This is a genomic window from Bombella favorum (assembly GCF_014048475.1).
Classification (GTDB): Bacteria; Pseudomonadota; Alphaproteobacteria; order Acetobacterales; family Acetobacteraceae; genus Bombella; species Bombella favorum.
On sequence record NZ_NWUS01000003.1, the window covers coordinates 15,023 to 31,352 of the forward strand.

General features: G+C 55.2%; 19 protein-coding genes and 4 tRNA genes. 6 read left to right on the forward strand and 17 right to left on the reverse strand.

All coding sequences use genetic code 11. The features are described from left to right. Nucleotides 1–5 precede the first annotated feature (5 nt). The 5 genes from CPA57_RS07045 to CPA57_RS07065 form a co-directional block, all read right to left on the reverse strand. Nucleotides 6–90 (reverse strand) — tRNA-Leu (locus CPA57_RS07045). Nucleotides 91–193: 103 nt separating this feature from the next. Beyond that, nucleotides 194–1,105, reverse strand: coding sequence for an N-acetyl-gamma-glutamyl-phosphate reductase (gene argC, locus CPA57_RS07050; protein ID WP_182082313.1), 912 nt, complete (start codon nucleotides 1,103–1,105; stop codon nucleotides 194–196). A gap of 47 nt (nucleotides 1,106–1,152) precedes the next feature. Continuing rightward, the gene (locus tag CPA57_RS07055) at nucleotides 1,153–1,662 is read right to left on the reverse strand and encodes a GNAT family N-acetyltransferase (RefSeq protein ID WP_182082134.1); all 510 of its coding nucleotides are present in this window, start codon (nucleotides 1,660–1,662) and stop codon (nucleotides 1,153–1,155) included. A gap of 21 nt (nucleotides 1,663–1,683) precedes the next feature. Further along, nucleotides 1,684–3,363: an energy-dependent translational throttle protein EttA gene (ettA, locus tag CPA57_RS07060; RefSeq protein ID WP_182082135.1), complete on the reverse strand. Its 1,680-nt coding sequence runs from the start codon at nucleotides 3,361–3,363 to the stop codon at nucleotides 1,684–1,686. 115 nt (nucleotides 3,364–3,478) lie between these two features. After that, nucleotides 3,479–3,552: transfer RNA gene (locus tag CPA57_RS07065), tRNA-Ile, on the reverse strand. Between the two features lie 218 nt (nucleotides 3,553–3,770). Here CPA57_RS07065 and ppa point away from each other — a divergent pair. After that, nucleotides 3,771–4,295 carry an inorganic diphosphatase gene (ppa, locus tag CPA57_RS07070; protein ID WP_182082314.1) on the forward strand — a complete coding sequence of 175 codons (525 nt, stop codon included), beginning with the start codon at nucleotides 3,771–3,773 and terminating at the stop codon, nucleotides 4,293–4,295. 136 nt (nucleotides 4,296–4,431) lie between these two features. Here ppa and CPA57_RS07075 read toward each other — a convergent pair. After that, nucleotides 4,432–4,506 (reverse strand) — tRNA-Gly (locus tag CPA57_RS07075). Between the two features lie 38 nt (nucleotides 4,507–4,544). Continuing rightward, nucleotides 4,545–4,619 (reverse strand) — tRNA-Gly (locus CPA57_RS07080). A gap of 203 nt (nucleotides 4,620–4,822) precedes the next feature. On the opposite strand from CPA57_RS07080, the gene CPA57_RS07085 reads away from it, so the two are divergent. From CPA57_RS07085 to CPA57_RS07095, 3 genes are all read left to right on the forward strand, one after another. Continuing rightward, entirely contained in the window at nucleotides 4,823–5,746 is a 924-nt protein-coding gene (locus CPA57_RS07085; RefSeq protein WP_182082136.1) for a tetratricopeptide repeat protein, read from the forward strand. 88 nt (nucleotides 5,747–5,834) lie between these two features. Next, on the forward strand, nucleotides 5,835–6,512 hold the full coding sequence (locus CPA57_RS07090; RefSeq protein ID WP_182082137.1) for an LON peptidase substrate-binding domain-containing protein: 678 nt from the start codon (nucleotides 5,835–5,837) through the stop codon (nucleotides 6,510–6,512). A 111-nt stretch (nucleotides 6,513–6,623) separates the two neighbouring features. Further along, complete coding sequence (locus CPA57_RS07095) at nucleotides 6,624–6,806, forward strand: Trm112 family protein (protein WP_182082138.1); 183 nt, start codon at nucleotides 6,624–6,626, stop codon at nucleotides 6,804–6,806. 49 nt (nucleotides 6,807–6,855) lie between these two features. Here CPA57_RS07095 and CPA57_RS07100 read toward each other — a convergent pair whose 3' ends face one another. Further along, complete coding sequence (locus CPA57_RS07100) at nucleotides 6,856–7,233, reverse strand: hypothetical protein (protein WP_182082139.1); 378 nt, start codon at nucleotides 7,231–7,233, stop codon at nucleotides 6,856–6,858. A 63-nt stretch (nucleotides 7,234–7,296) separates the two neighbouring features. Between CPA57_RS07100 and CPA57_RS07105 the strand changes: the two genes are divergently transcribed. Continuing rightward, nucleotides 7,297–7,959: a fused DSP-PTPase phosphatase/NAD kinase-like protein gene (locus tag CPA57_RS07105; protein WP_182082140.1), complete on the forward strand. Its 663-nt coding sequence runs from the start codon at nucleotides 7,297–7,299 to the stop codon at nucleotides 7,957–7,959. A gap of 21 nt (nucleotides 7,960–7,980) precedes the next feature. Here CPA57_RS07105 and CPA57_RS07110 read toward each other — a convergent pair whose 3' ends face one another. The 9 genes from CPA57_RS07110 to CPA57_RS07150 all read right to left on the reverse strand — a co-directional run bounded on the left by CPA57_RS07110 (nucleotide 7,981) and on the right by CPA57_RS07150 (nucleotide 15,012). Next, on the reverse strand, nucleotides 7,981–8,361 hold the full coding sequence (locus CPA57_RS07110) for a helix-turn-helix domain-containing protein (RefSeq protein WP_229709329.1): 381 nt from the start codon (nucleotides 8,359–8,361) through the stop codon (nucleotides 7,981–7,983). A gap of 184 nt (nucleotides 8,362–8,545) precedes the next feature. Next, nucleotides 8,546–10,069, reverse strand: coding sequence for an apolipoprotein N-acyltransferase (gene lnt, locus CPA57_RS07115; RefSeq protein WP_182082315.1), 1,524 nt, complete (start codon nucleotides 10,067–10,069; stop codon nucleotides 8,546–8,548). 17 nt (nucleotides 10,070–10,086) lie between these two features. Then, a complete protein-coding gene (locus CPA57_RS07120) occupies nucleotides 10,087–10,917 on the reverse strand; it encodes a GNAT family N-acetyltransferase (RefSeq protein ID WP_077396960.1) in 831 nt (276 codons plus the stop codon). A gap of 128 nt (nucleotides 10,918–11,045) precedes the next feature. Further along, nucleotides 11,046–11,582, reverse strand: coding sequence for a Fur family transcriptional regulator (locus tag CPA57_RS07125; protein ID WP_182082142.1), 537 nt, complete (start codon nucleotides 11,580–11,582; stop codon nucleotides 11,046–11,048). 115 nt (nucleotides 11,583–11,697) lie between these two features. After that, nucleotides 11,698–12,117, reverse strand: coding sequence for a MucR family transcriptional regulator (locus tag CPA57_RS07130; RefSeq protein ID WP_182082143.1), 420 nt, complete (start codon nucleotides 12,115–12,117; stop codon nucleotides 11,698–11,700). Nucleotides 12,118–12,581: 464 nt separating this feature from the next. Next, the gene (rimI, locus tag CPA57_RS07135; protein ID WP_182082144.1) at nucleotides 12,582–13,109 is read right to left on the reverse strand and encodes a ribosomal protein S18-alanine N-acetyltransferase; all 528 of its coding nucleotides are present in this window, start codon (nucleotides 13,107–13,109) and stop codon (nucleotides 12,582–12,584) included. 8 nt (nucleotides 13,110–13,117) lie between these two features. Continuing rightward, nucleotides 13,118–13,813, reverse strand: a complete 696-nt coding sequence (gene tsaB, locus CPA57_RS07140) for a tRNA (adenosine(37)-N6)-threonylcarbamoyltransferase complex dimerization subunit type 1 TsaB (protein WP_326831363.1) — start codon at nucleotides 13,811–13,813, stop codon at nucleotides 13,118–13,120. Continuing rightward, nucleotides 13,804–14,442 (reverse strand): malonic semialdehyde reductase, encoded by a 639-nt coding sequence (locus CPA57_RS07145; RefSeq protein WP_182082145.1) that lies wholly within the window; start codon nucleotides 14,440–14,442, stop codon nucleotides 13,804–13,806. Before CPA57_RS07145 ends, tsaB begins: the two co-directional genes overlap by 10 nt. A gap of 6 nt (nucleotides 14,443–14,448) precedes the next feature. Continuing rightward, the gene (locus CPA57_RS07150; protein ID WP_182082317.1) at nucleotides 14,449–15,012 is read right to left on the reverse strand and encodes a NifU family protein; all 564 of its coding nucleotides are present in this window, start codon (nucleotides 15,010–15,012) and stop codon (nucleotides 14,449–14,451) included. Nucleotides 15,013–15,211: 199 nt separating this feature from the next. Here CPA57_RS07150 and fbaA point away from each other — a divergent pair, with 199 nt between their 5' ends. Beyond that, nucleotides 15,212–16,327 carry a class II fructose-bisphosphate aldolase gene (fbaA, locus tag CPA57_RS07155; RefSeq protein WP_182082318.1) on the forward strand — a complete coding sequence of 372 codons (1,116 nt, stop codon included), beginning with the start codon at nucleotides 15,212–15,214 and terminating at the stop codon, nucleotides 16,325–16,327. Nucleotides 16,328–16,330 lie beyond the last annotated feature (3 nt).

The window sequence follows — 16,330 nt, forward strand, 5'->3', positions numbered from 1 at the left end:
GAAAATGGTGCGAAAGAGGGGACTCGAACCCCTATGCCTTGCGGCGGTCGATTTTGAGCCGACTGCGTCTACCAGTTCCGCCACTCTCGCCCATTGTGTCTGCATCTTAAAATGCAGAATACGCCCTGCTTATAAAATATCTGGAAACAAAGAGCCAGAGAGAGGCCAGAAAAAAATTAGCCTCTCCCGCATATCATTCAATATCCTGCCCGCTCATCAACAGAATATTACGCATGGCCGCACCAGATGCCCCCTTGCCGAGGTTATCCAGACAAGCTGTCAAAAGGGCCTGCCCGCTATGGCCACTGACACGCAGCTCCATATCATCACGGCCAGCCATAGTCTCAGCGACCAGTTTCGGCTCAGACTCCATGACACGAATGGTCTTAGCATCCTTGTAAAAGGCTTTGAGTACCGCCGTAACATCCTCAATCATCGGCACACCGGGCAATGAAACCAGATGCAGCGGAATGGACACAATCATGCCCTGCGGGAAATGACCGACAGACGGCACAAACAGCGGATTGCGTGTTAGACCGCTATATTGCGTCATCTCCGGCAGATGCTTGTGCTGAAGGTTCAGCCCATAGAGGAAAAAGGCAGGGCCTTCTGCTTGTTCCTGCTGCTCGATCATTGTACGGCCACCGCCGCTATAACCAGACACGGCATTGATGGACACATGCGCATCCACCGGCAACAACCCCGCCTGAACTAGAGGACGCAACAAGGCGATCGCACCCGTTGCATAACAGCCGGGATTACTGACGAACCGGGCCTTCCTGATCCGTTCCGGCTGGGTAGCGTCCAATTCTGGCAGGCCATAGACCCAGTCCGGATTAACCCGATGGGCTGTGCTGGCATCAAGAAACCGTGTTCCCGTATCCTGACCAAGAGCTACCGCCTCACGCGCGGCATCATCTGGCAGGCACAGCACGGTGATATCCGCCTGCGCCATAAGATTTCGGCGAACCTGCGGGTCTTTCCGCTGGCTCGGATCGATGCTCAACAAGCGGAGATCATGACGGTCTGCCACAGCCTCGATACGGCGGCGAATCCCCAGCCCCGTTGTTCCTGCTTCACCATCAATGAATATATGCGTTGCCATCGTCCCGGCTTCCCTGTTGCCTGCCCCCTTGAGTGGGGCGGTGCCATTCACCATTGGAACAGCGCCCGTCTCTTTTCATACAAGAGCATGATGTGCCCGTCCCGTTCGAACTGGTCAAGCAGGCTCATGCCGATACTACCCAGCACAATACGAGAGGGGCGATTATCCTGACGGGCCACAGCCACGACACGCTCCACCCCGGCATCTAACACAAAATTGAGGGCCGTCCCGGCGGCCTCACGGGCAATGCCTCGCCCCGCCGCCCACGGAAACAGGGCAAAGCGCAGGCCAATGCCTCGGCCATCAGGGCGATCATGCACGCCGGTCATGCCGACAAAACGCCCTTGCTCGAGAATGGAAAAAATACCGATGCCACGCTCGGCCCAAAAAGCCACATCTTCGGCCATCTCGGCCTCGGCCTTTGCACGGGTGCGCACACCACCCAGCATGACCCCGAACGCTCCAACATCCGCTTTCAGCCTTGCCATATCCTCCATATCCGGCCAGTTGACCGGACGGAGGACAAGGCGGGCTGTCCGCAGCTCATTGCCTAGCACAACATGCCGCCCGAAAGGCGATTAGCGAGCGATGGGACGATAACGGATGCGGCTTGGCTCCGTAGAGTCAGGCCCCAGACGGCGGCGTTTATCTTCCTCATACTGCTGGAAGTTACCCTCGAACCATTCTACATGGCTGTCCCCCTCAAAGGCGAGGATATGCGTGGCCAGACGATCGAGGAACCAACGGTCATGGCTGATGACCACGGCGCAGCCTGCGAAAGATTCCAGAGCATCCTCCAACGCACGAAGCGTATCGACATCCAGATCGTTTGTCGGTTCGTCGAGCAGCAGGACGTTATTGTCTTCCTTAAGCATCTTGGCCAGATGCACGCGGTTACGTTCACCACCGGAGAGAACGCCCAGACGCTTCTGCTGGTCCGGCCCCTTGAAGTTGAAGGCCCCGACATAAGCACGGGACGGCACAGACCGCTTACCCAGATGGATGACGTCCGTTCCACCGGAGATTTCCTCCCAAACGGTCTTGCTATCATCCAGATCGTTACGGGACTGATCAACATAGCCCAGCTTAACCGTATCACCAATCTTCAGAGAGCCGGAATCAGGCTGCTCCTGCCCAGTGATCATTTTGAAGAGCGTGGACTTCCCGGCACCATTCGGCCCGATAACCCCCACGATGCCGCCCGGCGGCAGCTTGAAGTTGAGACCGTCGATCAACTGGCGGTCACCAAAACCCTTGCAGAGATTCTCGGCCTCGATGACTGTCTGGCCCAGACGGGGGCCGGGTGTGATAACGATTTCTGCCGTGCCTCCGGCAGCTTCCTGCCCGGCGGCCAGCATTTCCTCATAGCGCGTGATACGGGCCTTGCTCTTGGCCTGACGAGCCTTGGGAGAGCTGGCAATCCACTGCTGTTCAGCAGCCAGGGCACGCTGGCGGGAGCTTTCTTCTTTCTCCTCCTGTTCCAGACGCTTGCGCTTCTGTTCCAGCCAGGAAGAGTAGTTACCCTCGAACGGATAGCCACGACCACGCTCGATCTCAAGAATCCAGTTCGTGACGTTATCAAGGAAGTAACGGTCATGGGTGATGACCATCACGGTACCCTTGTACTCACGCAGGGTCTTCTCAAGCCATGCCACGCTCTCGGCATCCAGATGGTTGGTCGGCTCATCGAGCAGCAGAATGTCAGGTTTTTCCAGAAGCAGGCGGCACAGGGCCACACGGCGCTTCTCACCACCGGAGAGCTTGTCTACCGGGCTGTCTGCTGGCGGGCAGCGCAGTGCGTCCAGAGCGATTTCCAGATGACGGTCCAGCTCCCAGCCATCTTCCGCATCAATCTTTTCCTGAAGTTCGGCCTGCTCAGCAAGAAGATCGTTCATCTCCTCATCGGACATGGGTTCTGCGAACTTCATGGAGATTTCATTAAAACGCTCTACGGCCTTCTTCAGCGCACCAAAACCTAGGGCAGCGTTTTCACCAACAGTCAGGTTCGGGTCCAGCTGCGGCTCCTGCTCCAGATAACCGATGCGGATGCCTTCGGCAGCCCAAGCCTCACCACCGAATTCCTTCTCGATCCCGGCCATGATCTTCAGCAGGGTGGATTTACCCGCACCGTTCACACCGAGGATACCGATCTTCACCCCCGGCAGGAAGGAGAGCGTGATCCCCTTGAATACCTCACGGCCGCCCGGATAGGACTTTGTGACGTCCTTCATGACATAGACATACTGATAGGCGGCCATGGAACGGTCTCCCTCTAAAACACACGAACGAAAAGGCAGGAAGCAGGGCTATGCCCCCTCTCGCCCGGGGCGTTTCCCAACAAAACAGGCTGCTCCACATTGTGGAGGTGTCACCTGCGCCCGGCAGGACTCGAACCCGCAACCTAGCCGTTATGAGCGGCCAGCTCTAACCAATTGAGCTACAGGCGCACAGACATTCCGCCACATTGCTCATACGCAACTTTTTTTCAAGCCCTCTAGAGCAAAAACTACGGTATCTCGGGCAAATATTATCTCTTTCTTTATGGCACCCCCAGCTAATGGCCCGCCCAGCGGGGCTGGCAGTAAAGCGATACACATATACAAAACAGGGTCTATCCATTATGAATACGCCCATCACATCATCATAGACACGGATGGAACAGACGATGGATGTTACCAAGATTTCTTCCGGCAAGGACGTGCCGAATGACATCAATGTCGTAATTGAGATTCCGCAGGGTTCTCAGGTCAAGTACGAAGTGGACAAAGACAGCGGTGCCGTTTTTGTGGACCGTTTCCTCTTCACACCTATGGCCTATCCGGCTGCTTATGGCTTCATCCCCAACACGCTGGCCGCCGATGGTGACCCGGTGGATGCTCTGGTACTGACACCGGCTGATGTCCTCCCCGGCAGTGTCATCCGTTCCCGCCCGATTGGCGTGCTGAAGATGGAAGATGAGAGCGGACAGGATGAAAAGCTGATCTGCGTACCGCACGACAAGATTCATCCACAGTTCAGCAAGATCGACTCTCTTGATCAGCTGCCGGAAATCACGCTGAAGGCCATTGCTCACTTCTTTGAGCGTTACAAAGACCTCGAACCCAACAAGTGGGTGAAGGTCTCCGGCTGGGGCGACAAGGCCGAGGCTGGCAAGGTTATCGAAGCCGCTATTGCCGCAGCAAAGAAGTAAGTCTTTACGACTGGAAAGCGGGCAGTTCCTTACAGGGGGACTGTCCGCTTTTTTTATGTCCGTTCAACAAAATGGAAAACAGCAGATACAAAAAAACCACTCCGTCTTAACTGACAAAGTGGCTCTTCCGTCAATCTGGAGCGGGCGAAGGGATTCGAACCCTCGACCCCAACCTTGGCAAGGTTGTGCTCTACCCCTGAGCTACGCCCGCATCACATTTTCACCAGCAGCTCTCCAGAGTTTGAAATCTGGAGCGGGCGAAGGGATTCGAACCCTCGACCCCAACCTTGGCAAGGTTGTGCTCTACCCCTGAGCTACGCCCGCATGCTGTCGGTGGGAGGCTTATGCCCCAAAGCGGACCTTGATGCAATCCCCCTTCTGCATTTTATTTTCCTTTTTTGAAGGTTCTACAGCTCTTTCCATCCGCCCCCTTGCTACTGCTGGATAACGAAACAATCTTGACTAAAGAGCGGTAATACAACACCGCACAGCCCTCTCACTCTCCAGCCGCTAGAGGTTCTCCCACCATGACAGACACTCTTTTCTCCCCCGACAGGACATCACCAGCGCAGGAGGTGGATCAGTCCAGCTTCATGAAGCTCGTTGTCGAGGCCAGCAAGACAGTGCCAGTACTGGTAGAGTTCTGGTCTCCCTCTTCAGCTACATGCCAGCAGCTAACCCCCGTTCTGGAAAAAACCGTCCGCGCCACAGAGGGGCGGGTAAAGCTGACACGGCTGGATGTAACGGCCAACCGGACACTGATAGCGCAGCTTCTTCAGATGGGATTACCTCTGCAAGCTACCCCCACGGTGGTCGCCTTCTGGCAAGGGCAGGTGCGTGATCTCTTCCAAGGTGTGCAGCCAGAAAATAAGATCAAAACCTTTATTGAGCAGCTTCTAAAAGACAGTGGGCAGGCCATGCCCGTTGCAGAGCAGATCAAGAATGCCGATTCTGCATTGCAAGCTGGAGAACTGGCCGAGGCGATCAACCTCTATGCTGGGGTGCTGGAGAGCGAGCCGGAAAATGCTGCCGGTTGGGCCGGGCTGATCCGCTGCATGATCGCCATGGATGACATAGAGGGCGCAGAAGAGGCTGCGTCTCAGATTCCGGAAGGCATCAATAACGACCCTCTCATTATCAGTGCCCTAAGCAGCCTGAAGCTCTATCAGGAAGGGCAAGAGCGTGCGGGAAAGATTGATGAGATTCGCCAGAAACTGGATCAATCCCCCCATGATGCAGAGTTGAAAACAGAACTCGCCAAGGCCCTAAACAGCACAGGCCAGCGGGAAGATGCCGCCGAGCTGCTACTGGGCATCATCGCCGGGGATAAGGACGGGACCACCGGACAAGCCGCCAAAACCGAGCTTCTAAAATTCTTTGAAGCTTGGGGCATGACAGACCCCGCCACATTGGCGGCCCGACGCAAACTGTCCTCCTTACTTTTTTCATAACCAATCAGCCGTAAAAAACGACCATATGCAGGGAAATGGTTCATCCATAATGCGGTCCCTGCCCGCCCTACTGTGGAGGACATATCCCATGCCTAATACACACAATGCCACCCGTGGTGCGCCCTCTGACACTAGACGTCGCATTCCGGCCCTAACAGATATGACACTGGCGGACCTTCCGCCCCGTATTGGGCTGCTACCACTGGCAGGGACGATCCTTCTACCACAGGGGCAACTACCCCTGACCATCTTCGAGCCCCGCTATCTAACCCTCCTGGAAGACTGCCTCACCCAGCATCGCCTCATCGGCATCATCCAGCCCTCCGAGGCTGCCAGCTACGGCGACATGAATCCCCCACTGGAATCAGTCGGCACCCTTGGGCGGGTTACCTCCTTCATGGAACAAGAAAGCGGGCAGTTTTTCATCACCCTTACAGGGGTCTGCCGGTTCCGCTTGCTACAAGACCAACTGACAGATCGAGGATGGCGAGAAGGACGCATCAACACGATGCCATTTTCTCACGATCTTCTGGAAAGCCCGTCCCTTAATCTCGACCGCAAGGACTTTGCTACGGTCCTCCAATATTACAACGAACGCCACGCTATTCCTATCAACTGGGATAACCTGAAAAAGCTGGATGATGACACATTGCTTTCAATGCTGACCATGCTCCTGCCATTCCCAGCCGATGTAAAACAGAGACTTCTAGAATGCCCAGACCTTACGGAACGAGCGAGCCTGCTCTTGGATGAACTATCCCGCTAAGCCAGCTGATGAGCCTCATAGAGGGTGAGGGGCCATCACATAGGGCTGGTCCCTCACCCTCGAGCGTTTTATGCTCGCCTCCACCATAGCCGCCCACATGAAAAGGCCATCATGACCAACACAGCCCCTTCCCCCGAACTTCTGGCCCGCCTTGTCTGCCCTATCACAAAAGGGCCTGTCCGCTACGACCCGGACAGCAACAGCATCATCAGCCCTCAAGCCGGACTAGCCTTCCCTGTGCATGATGGTATTCCCGTCATGCTGCCAGAACAGGCCACAACGCTGGAAGGCTGAAAACCTTCTCCCGTCCCGTTGCGCACCTCCTACCAGATAGCTCTCCCCCTTATTTCTGCTGGGCCGGGGGAGCACCGTAGGAGGCTTCGGTGTGTGTCTGTGCTGGGAAATGAGGCAGATCATCCCCACCACCATTGCTTCCCTCCCGCGTATGGACGGTACGACCTGAAATTTCATCCGGTGTTGGCTGAATGGACTGCACCATCGGTACCATTCCTCCTGAATAAGGTGGCATGGGGTGATGCAGCTCCCGGAACGGTTTTTTCGGGTAAGCCTCCCTCATGTCCGCTTTGGGCAAATGATGCACGGGGGCATCCTCGTCCTCTTCCGCTGCACAACCTGCCAGAAGAACACAGCCCAACACACAGGCTGACATGGCCCGGAAGACCGGACGGACGAACAGGACAGGGGGAAAAGACAGCCTCATGACCTTCACCCTATAGCACTTCTGTACGATTGACGAAGACCCGTAGCCGTGAAAAGAACGGGCATGTTCAAAGGCACCCTTTCCTCCCCCATACAGCGGCTTCGTGCGTGGTATGATGGCCTATTTGTCGATCATGCCATCTTCCGGCTGGTCTGGACGAATCTAGCCCCTGTCGTGCCAGAACGTGTCTGGCGCAGCAATCACCCCACACCGGGCCGCCTGCGCCGCTGGCGCCGGACTCTGGGGCTGGTCATGGTCATCAATCTCCGTGGGCACCGGCAATGTGGGGCCGATGCTCTAGGGCGTGAAGCCTGCCAGAAGCTAGGTCTCCCCTATCTCGACATGGCTTTCGAAAGCCGCAATGCCCCCCATAAAGACCGTATTCTCCGCTTTCATCAGCTGTATACCGAGGCCCGCTTTCCCCTGCTGTTACATTGCAAATCCGGGGCGGATAGGGCCGGTCTAGCCAGCGGACTCGTCGTTCTATTTGAAGGCGGCACAGCTGAAGAAGCCCTCAAACACCTACACTGGCGCTTCCTGCACTTCCGCCGGTCTCGCACCGGGATTCTGGACGCTTTTTTCCAGCTTTACCAAAAAACGGCAGAGGGACGTCTCCCCTTCCTCGACTGGGTAAAACAGGAATATGATGAAGAGGCACTCCGCAATACTTACAGAGCCGGACGCTTCAGCTCGTTTCTAAATGATGCAGTCTTACGGCGGGAGTAAACATCTCCCCAACACTCTGGGTCAGGAAGAGCGTTCTGCTACATCCCGAATAAAATTCATCAGCTGCTGACGAATCTTCTCATCACTGATGCTGTAATAGGCACGTGCCAACTCCAGAGTTTCCGGCAGCATCAAGAGTTCGATCCCGCCATCTTTCTTATCTGGCGTTTCGCTAGACGTCTTTTCACTACTGCCCTTACTCTTCTGGAAAGGGGCCTGCTTTTCATGCAGTCTTCCCATCCTGACATCTGAACTGCCAAAGCCTTCCAGCTCATCAAAAAAGAAACCGACAGGTACTTCCAAAATCTGAGCCAACTCGTACAGACGCCCCGCGCCAACACGATTTGCCCCACGCTCATACTTCTGCACTTGCTGGAAAGTGATCCCAAGTGCCTTAGCCAATTTCTCCTGTGAATATTTCCGTAACCCCCGAAGGAGTCGAATCCGTCTGCCTACATGCGCATCGACAAACGACGCCAGCTCTGTCATCAATCCCACACCTTCAAATAGAAACGAGTCGAAAAGTTCTACTATTCATCCATAGTGGTTAACAATAAATTATCTTTTCCATGACATAAGATTGTCCTTATGTATCTGCCCTGGCCCGCCGCCATCTCGTGAGGGCTACCCCCACCAACAAAACGGACATCAGGCACGGTATCCAACGCCCTATCATGGCGAATGGAGTCACTGCCTCCGGCCCGGGCAGCGGGCGAATGAGTACTTGCGCCCTGCCCCATTCTGTCCGCCCCATTTCCCTGCCCCGGGCATCATAAATAGCAGACACACCACGGTTATTAGCAAAGACAACGGGCAACCCTTCTTCCACAGCTCGCAAACGTCCCGTAGCCAAATGCTGCCGTGGCCCAGCACTATTGCCATACCAAGCATCATTAGAGATCGTCAGCAGCCAATCGGGCCGTGCCCCCGGAGCAACAACACTGCCAGAAAAGACGATCTCATAACAAACCATAGGGCCGACACGGCCAATCTGTGGCAAGTTCCACGTCTGAAGACCCGGCCCCGGTACCACCTCGGCTGGAAGCAGATGAAATGGTATGATCCACGGGTCATATTCTCCGAATGGAACCAGACGGCTTTTATCATAAATAGCCTCTATATGGCCGTCCGAGGCGAGTGCCATCAGGCTATTATACCAACGACCTACCCCACCTGCCCGCCTATCCGACCCAAGCAGCACCGGGGCACCAGCCGCTGCATCGGCAATCATCTGACGCGCCCCTTCCTCTTCATCCAGAAGGCCGGGGAAAGCCGATTCCGGCCAGATGACAACAACAGGGCGGCCCGGCAACAGATGTTGCGCCTGCCTCACGCCTTGCGATGTTAGCTCAAGGTAAGACCGAAACTGGGACACGGCACTATCCCGCTCCAGCACTTCATTCTCTGTAACATTTCCTTGAACAATCACAGCAACCGGATTGATATGCCCCGGCAGGACGGCCTTATGCTCGGCACGCCACGCTCCCCATCCGCACCAAAGAGCCGCACAAACGCCAACAGCCAACACAGCCCGACGCCCCTGCCAAAGAGCCAGCGAAGCCAGAACCAGCATCAATGTCAGACCATCCACACCGATCAAGGACGCCGGCTGGATGAGCCAATCCCCCAACCAACCCGGCACCTCCAGCGCACTACCCAGAGGATTCCACGGGAAACCGGAAAAATAAAAAACCCGGGCCATATCAGCCAGAGTCCAGCTTCCAGCGAACATCAACACCCGTGGCCAACCTGCAGGAACAAGACGACACAGCACAGCAGGAACCATTATGAGTGGGGCAATCAACAGGGCAACACCGGGGGAGGCAAAAGGCACCACCCACCAGAATTCATGCACACGGGTTAGGATCGCATTTGTCAGCCAATACAGGCCCGCCGTGTAATACCCCATCCCGAAAAGAAAGCCCCACAAGGCGGCTGAGCGGTGATTAGGGGCTGCGCAAACAGCCTGATAAAAAATACCCAACACCAAAGGCAGGACTGGAACAAGGCAAAGAGGCGGTAGAGCCAGCGCAGCCAGCCCACCTAGCACCAGCATGAAGATGGCACTGCGCCATCCTCCTCGCCGCAGAAGGAAGCACAACGCCTTCATCTCCATGACCAGACCTTCTAATCTAGCGCATCCTTCAGGCGGCGCTCATAGTGACGATAGTATTTATCCGCCAGAAGCTCGCTTTTAACGAGTACGGCCACATCGGTAGTGTTGAACTGCTCATCCACCACAGCGCCATCCCCTACATAACCACCAAGGCGCAGATACCCCTTGATAAGCGGTGGCAATTTGTTGATGCAGGTGCGACGATCCAGCGTGGCGGGATCAACCCGGCACATATCAACATAACGCTCTGGCAATGCACGAACACGCAAAGCAGGCGGTGCCAGATGGTTATGATAGAGCCATGTCAGCTCATCACTCATGGTATCCGGAGATGTGCCATGCAAGCTGGCACAACCAAAGAGCACGTCGATCCTATGTAGGAAGATATAGGACGCAATCCCCCGCCAGAGGAGCTGCATAGCGGCACGACCACGATAATCCCGAGCCACGCAGGAGCGCCCAACTTCAAGAAGACGCCCTGAGAAATCAGTCAGGCAGGAAATGTCATATTCATCTGCCGTATAAAAACGGCCACCTTCGCCAAGCGAATCGGAACGTAATAGACGATACGTCCCCACCACACTGGCACCACCACTGCCAAGAGCGTGGTCTACGACCAGAAGATGATCTGCGATCTCATCGAACTTGTCTGAGTCCAGACGGGTTCGCAACGCCTCCTCGCTAGGATGAGCACCCATCTCATCAAAGAACACACGATAACGCAGAGCCTGCGCCGCACGGATCTCTTCCTCCGTCGTGGCAAGGCGCACGCCCAAACTACCACCACGCAACTCCTGAAAACCGCCTTCACGATTCAGGGCAAGGGTCGCCAAGGTGTCCATTTGCCGCTGCGTTTTCTCGCTGCTGACAAAATGCCCCTTCTCCACCTCTTCTACGTTACAGGAGGCGATGCATGCATCCCCAGTGATATCTGACGGCCTCTTCCCGGTCATACGAAATCAATTACTCCCTATGCCCGGCCTGATGGGTTGGACTGGCTCCCATCATCAGCCTTTCCTGATGTGGTGTCTTTCTTCCTGTCCGATGCCGTGCGGCGCCCAAAAAGCTCTGCACGGTGGGACATGAGGTCAAACCCCAGCTCGGCTGCAATCTTTGCCAGCAGGCCGACCAGCTCATCATTCTCAAATTCAATAACATTACCGCTATCAATATCAATCAAATGATAATGATGTCCATTCTCGCTGGCTTCATAGCGGGCACGGCCCCCGCCAAAATCCCGCCTCTCTAGAATCCCTTTTTCTTCCAGCAGGCGGACCGTCCGGTAAACGGTAGCAACGGAAATGCGGCTATCTAGTTCCGAGGCCCTGCGATACAGCTCCTCCACGTCCGGGTGATCTTCCGCTTCGGAAAGAACACGGGCAATAACCCGCCGCTGCCCGGTCATTTTCAGACCATGCTTAACGCAGAGACGCGCGATAGGAGAATCACCTACCGCCTCCCCAGACGCAGCACCATCGCGCCCCATTTTTTTTGTGCTCATCACCATATTGATGATCTATCCGATTATGATGTGGTTTGTCCAATCCACATCATAATACGAAACGCACCCCCCTATTTACAAATGCAGTCATCCCTGCCCCTAGGGGCAGTATCTGACAATTTTAGGATGGTTCGCTAGTCTCACGGCGGCGGCCCAGCCCGATACGCCGTGCAAGAGAAGACCGATGATTAGCATAATTAGGTGCAACCATTGGATATTCCGGCGGCAGGCCCCAACGCTCACGATATTCCTGCGGGGTCATGTTATAAGCTGTTTTAAGATGACGGCGCAGAAGCTTCAGTTTTTTACCATCTTCCAAGCAGATGATGTAGTCGGGGAAGACCGACTTGCGGGGGGGCACTGCCGGTACCGGCTTCTCTGGCTCAGCCTCAGCGGGTACACCAGCATCAGCAAGAGCCCCATGCACTGAGCGGACCAAATCGGGCAGAGCTTCTGCAGCGACATCGTGACTGCTCACATACGCTGTGACGATCTGTGCTGTCAGCTGGCGCAGAGCCTGTGTTTCTGTCTCAGACGACATAAAAAACCTATCTCCCAAGAAATTTAGTTCGACCTATAACGGATTGTAGAGAAAGACAACAAGAAAAACAGTTTCTGTAATAGTAAACACTTATTGATAAGATAAGAAATTCCCTCACATGAACAGAAATCTTTCCAGCATAATGATACTATATGGAGGAATTGCCTCTATTATCAATGGGTTAAATAACAACATATTCCATTTAAAAATGAATTTCCACCTCATATATCATGCTGTTTTATATGAAATATTCTCTATATAACAATTTTCTACCATACAAGATATCATTACATGACAATTTAAATATAAGATGTTACAGAAACATGAAAATATATGATATTTTATATGATACCACACAGCATTACAGTCTAGCTATGCAGAAAGACCATACACTTACCGAGAAGCCATTCCAGAATTACACAACATATTCCCAACACCACAAGATACGGGAGCGATAACCTCCCTCAGCCGGGAGACCATCGCAGAAGCCGGGCATCCTCACCATCCTCGTAATAACGGCGACGGACTGCTACTTGCTGGAAGCCAAGTTGGCCATATAGACCGAAGGCCGCTTCATTACTGAAGCGCACTTCTAGAAATAAAGTAGCCCTATCCTGCCGGGCTCTCTTTACAACATGGGCCAGAAGACTGCGTGCAACCCCTCGCCGCTGCCAGTCTGGATGAACCCCCAAAGACAATATCTCGCCTTCATCCATGACATAACGGCTGATGATGAACCCTACGGGCACCATGCCTTGCCCGCGTGAACTACCATCCACACAAGCCACCCAAGCTTCCACACCCTGTAGTGCCAGAATTTGTCCGATAGCGGTCTTATCCCAGGGCTCCCGCCCTAAAAAAGCAGCATGATGCAGCACCGACAGAATACGAGCCGCCTCCAGCCCTACGGCGGATAGCTCAATAGCTGGCATTTCCGACCGTATAGGCCTTGCACTCTGCACCATGTGAGCCGTCTTACGCTGACAGTCCATACCGAGCCTCAGCGTGGTGTCGGTCTCAGACCACCTGCCGGAGGTTTTGCCTCTGGTGGGTCCACATAGAGGGGTTCAAGCGCATAAGCCCGAACAGGACCATCCTCACGGCTCTGCCAAGCAGCCCGAAAAATACCCTCAGCCGTTGGGGCGGCATAGGGCAGACGCACCACATCCCGCCCCAGCACATCACACCCTGCCTGCTCACCCAGCTCTGGCAGAGCATCATCGCCATAAACAGCATCGCCCGCTACGGCTGCCCAACTTCCCGGCTGAATTTGCTTCACAGGTAGGGCATAAGCATCATGGCCTGGCGGATCCACAAAGACACGCCCCCGACGGGCAAGGCATAGAATGGTCGCTTCTTCCTGCTGCATGGTGGCCCGCAAGGCATCTCCAAGTCGGACCCCAACACCTCGGCAACCCCATCCCCGGACAAGCCCAGCAGCGAGAGAAAGAGACGCCCGTAACCCCGTGAACGACCCTGGCCCTACCACGGCAGCAACCAGCTCTGGCGGGGCATCCCAACCTGCCCGTGTCAGCATCGCTTGCACGGTAGGCGCAAAACGCTCCGAAGCGCCCCGACCAGAAAGAACCTGCTCATCTACAACGAGACCACGCTCCAGCAGGGCAATCAGATTACTCTGCCCCCGCCCTGCTCCAGCCCCGTTCATGACAAGGCACCGCTCCGGCTTTACAGCCACAGGCAGGCCTCCTCATGCGGTAGGCGAGGCGCACGAGGTGAGGACACGTCCCCCTCCGGATACCCCAACGCCACGAGGAAATTCGCCCGCCAGCCTTGCTTGCGGAGATATTCTTCTTCCACCATCACAGCATCAAAACCAGACATGGGCCGCACAGCCAGCCCCAACGCCCGAGCCGCCATAATGAGATAAGCCCCCTGCAATGTTCCGTTACGGAAGGCTGTCTCGTCACTCAGCCCTACATCAGCGGCAAACCAATCCCGCAGACCGGGCATGGAATTGAGTGTTTCGAACTTTTCGAAAAATAGCGGGTCGTAACAGACAATCACCAGCACTGGCGCAGACATGGCCAGCTCTACATTCCCCAAAGACAAGGCCGGACGGATTTTCTGCCGGGCCCCTTCTGTCTTTAGGAAAGCAAAACGAGCGGGGGAACAGTTGCCCGATGTCGGCCCCATCCTGAGCATGTCATACAGACGGTACAGCACATCCTCACCCACAGGACGGTCGGAAAATCTTTCCGCCGTACGGCAGCGCGTAAAAAGCTCCTCGGCCAAAACAGGGCTAGTGGCGTTTTCCTCCACCTGCGTGTCGACCTGCTGCCCTTCCGGGGCTGGTGATGCTGTCATCGGCTCTTACTCCTCTACAGGTTCAACTGCCGTCACCTCCGGGATGTAGTGACGGAGCATGTTCTCCACACCGTGACGCAATGTCGCTCTGGAAGAAGGACAGCCGGAACAGGCCCCCTGCATGCTAAGGTAGACGACACCTTCCCGATAACCACGGAAAACAATATCCCCACCATCACTAGCCACAGCTGGGCGCACCCGTGTATCCAGCAGTTCCTTCACCCGGGCTACGACTTCGCTATCCTCGGGGAAAATATCAGCCTCTGGTGCGGCGATATTCTCTGCCAGAACAGGCTTTCCACTTTTAAAGAAATCCGTCAGGGCTACCAGTATCTGAGGGCGCAGAGCATCCCAGTCGGCTCCATCATCCTTTGTGACAGAGACGAAATCACTCCCCAGAAAAACGCGTTTTACATCAGCCATGCTGAAAAGGGCATCTGCCAGAGCAGAGCGCCCCGCCACAACACCGGCCTCCGCAAAGTCGACGGGCGGGCGTCCCCCCGTCACATCACGGCCCGGCAAAAATTTCAGTGTTGCCGGATTGGGAGTATCTTCAGTTTCTATCATCATGAGATCACTCTGTGTCATAAACGCCTCTCTTATCAGATACCCAATAAAATGAGCACCCTTTAACGCAACTCACTTACTTTTGGACCTTTATAGTCCTATTTTCAGACGATATGTATATCAGACTAGCAGAACAGGCTATCTCTGCTACGATCAGTCCCCTTTCCCTGTTACCATACCCCACATCCTGAGAAGCTCCATGATGTCCTCTACACCCGCCCCCTCTGTCGTCCGTGCGCCAGCCATTCCGCCGGGTGTTGTTAGTGGAGATACCTACCGGGCCATGCTTCAGGCCTGCCGTAAAGGGGGCTATGCCCTGCCGGCTGTCAATGTCAGCTCCTCCTCCACCGCCAATGCGGCCCTCGCAGCGGCACGAGAGAACAAGGCTGATATTGTCATCCAGATTTCCGCTGGAGGAGCCCGCTTCTATGCAGGGCAGGCCCTGCCTGACGAACAGCAAGCCCGAATTCTAGGGGCCACGGCTCTAGCGCAGCATATCCATCTTCTAGCCCGCCATTATGGGGTGGCGGTTATTCTACATACAGACCATGCCAATCGCCCTTTGCTGGGCTGGATTGACGGACTGGTGGAGGAAAGTCGCCGCCACTATGCACAAACAGGCCGCCCTCTATTTTCCTCCCACATGCTCGACCTATCGACCGAGCCACTCGCCGACAACATTGCCGCAGCTTCTACCCTGATGCGCAAACTATCCCCTCTGGGAATTGGCCTTGAAATCGAACTAGGAATGACAGGCGGGGAAGAAGATGGAATCGGGCAGGAGCTGCATGACGGAAGCCCAAGCTGCAACCCTTCCCTCTACACCAACCCAGAAGATGTCCTGACCGCTTGGAAAACCCTGTCCCCTCTGGGAATGCTCTCTATCGCCGCCTCCTTCGGGAATATTCATGGGGTCTATGCGCCCGGTAATGTCTGCCTCCGCCCGGAAATCCTACGTGCGTCTCAGGCACTCGTGGCAGAACGACTCCATACAGGCCCCAACCCTATCCCGTTGGTTTTTCATGGAGGGTCAGGGTCGGAGGAAACGGCCATCAAACAGGCTATCAACTTTGGTGTCTTCAAGTTCAACATTGATACGGATACGCAGTTTGCCTACGCACAGGGCATTGCCCACTATATCCGGAACCATGAAGAAGCCTTCACCCATCAGGTATCCCCACTTACGGGGCGGCCGCTCAAAAAATCTTACGATATCCGCTGCTGGATGAAGGCCGGAGAGGATCGTTTCACCCAACGCCTGACAGACTGCTTCCACATTCTGGGGGCCCGAGGGCGCAGCATCGCTCGGCCCGCGTGAGGC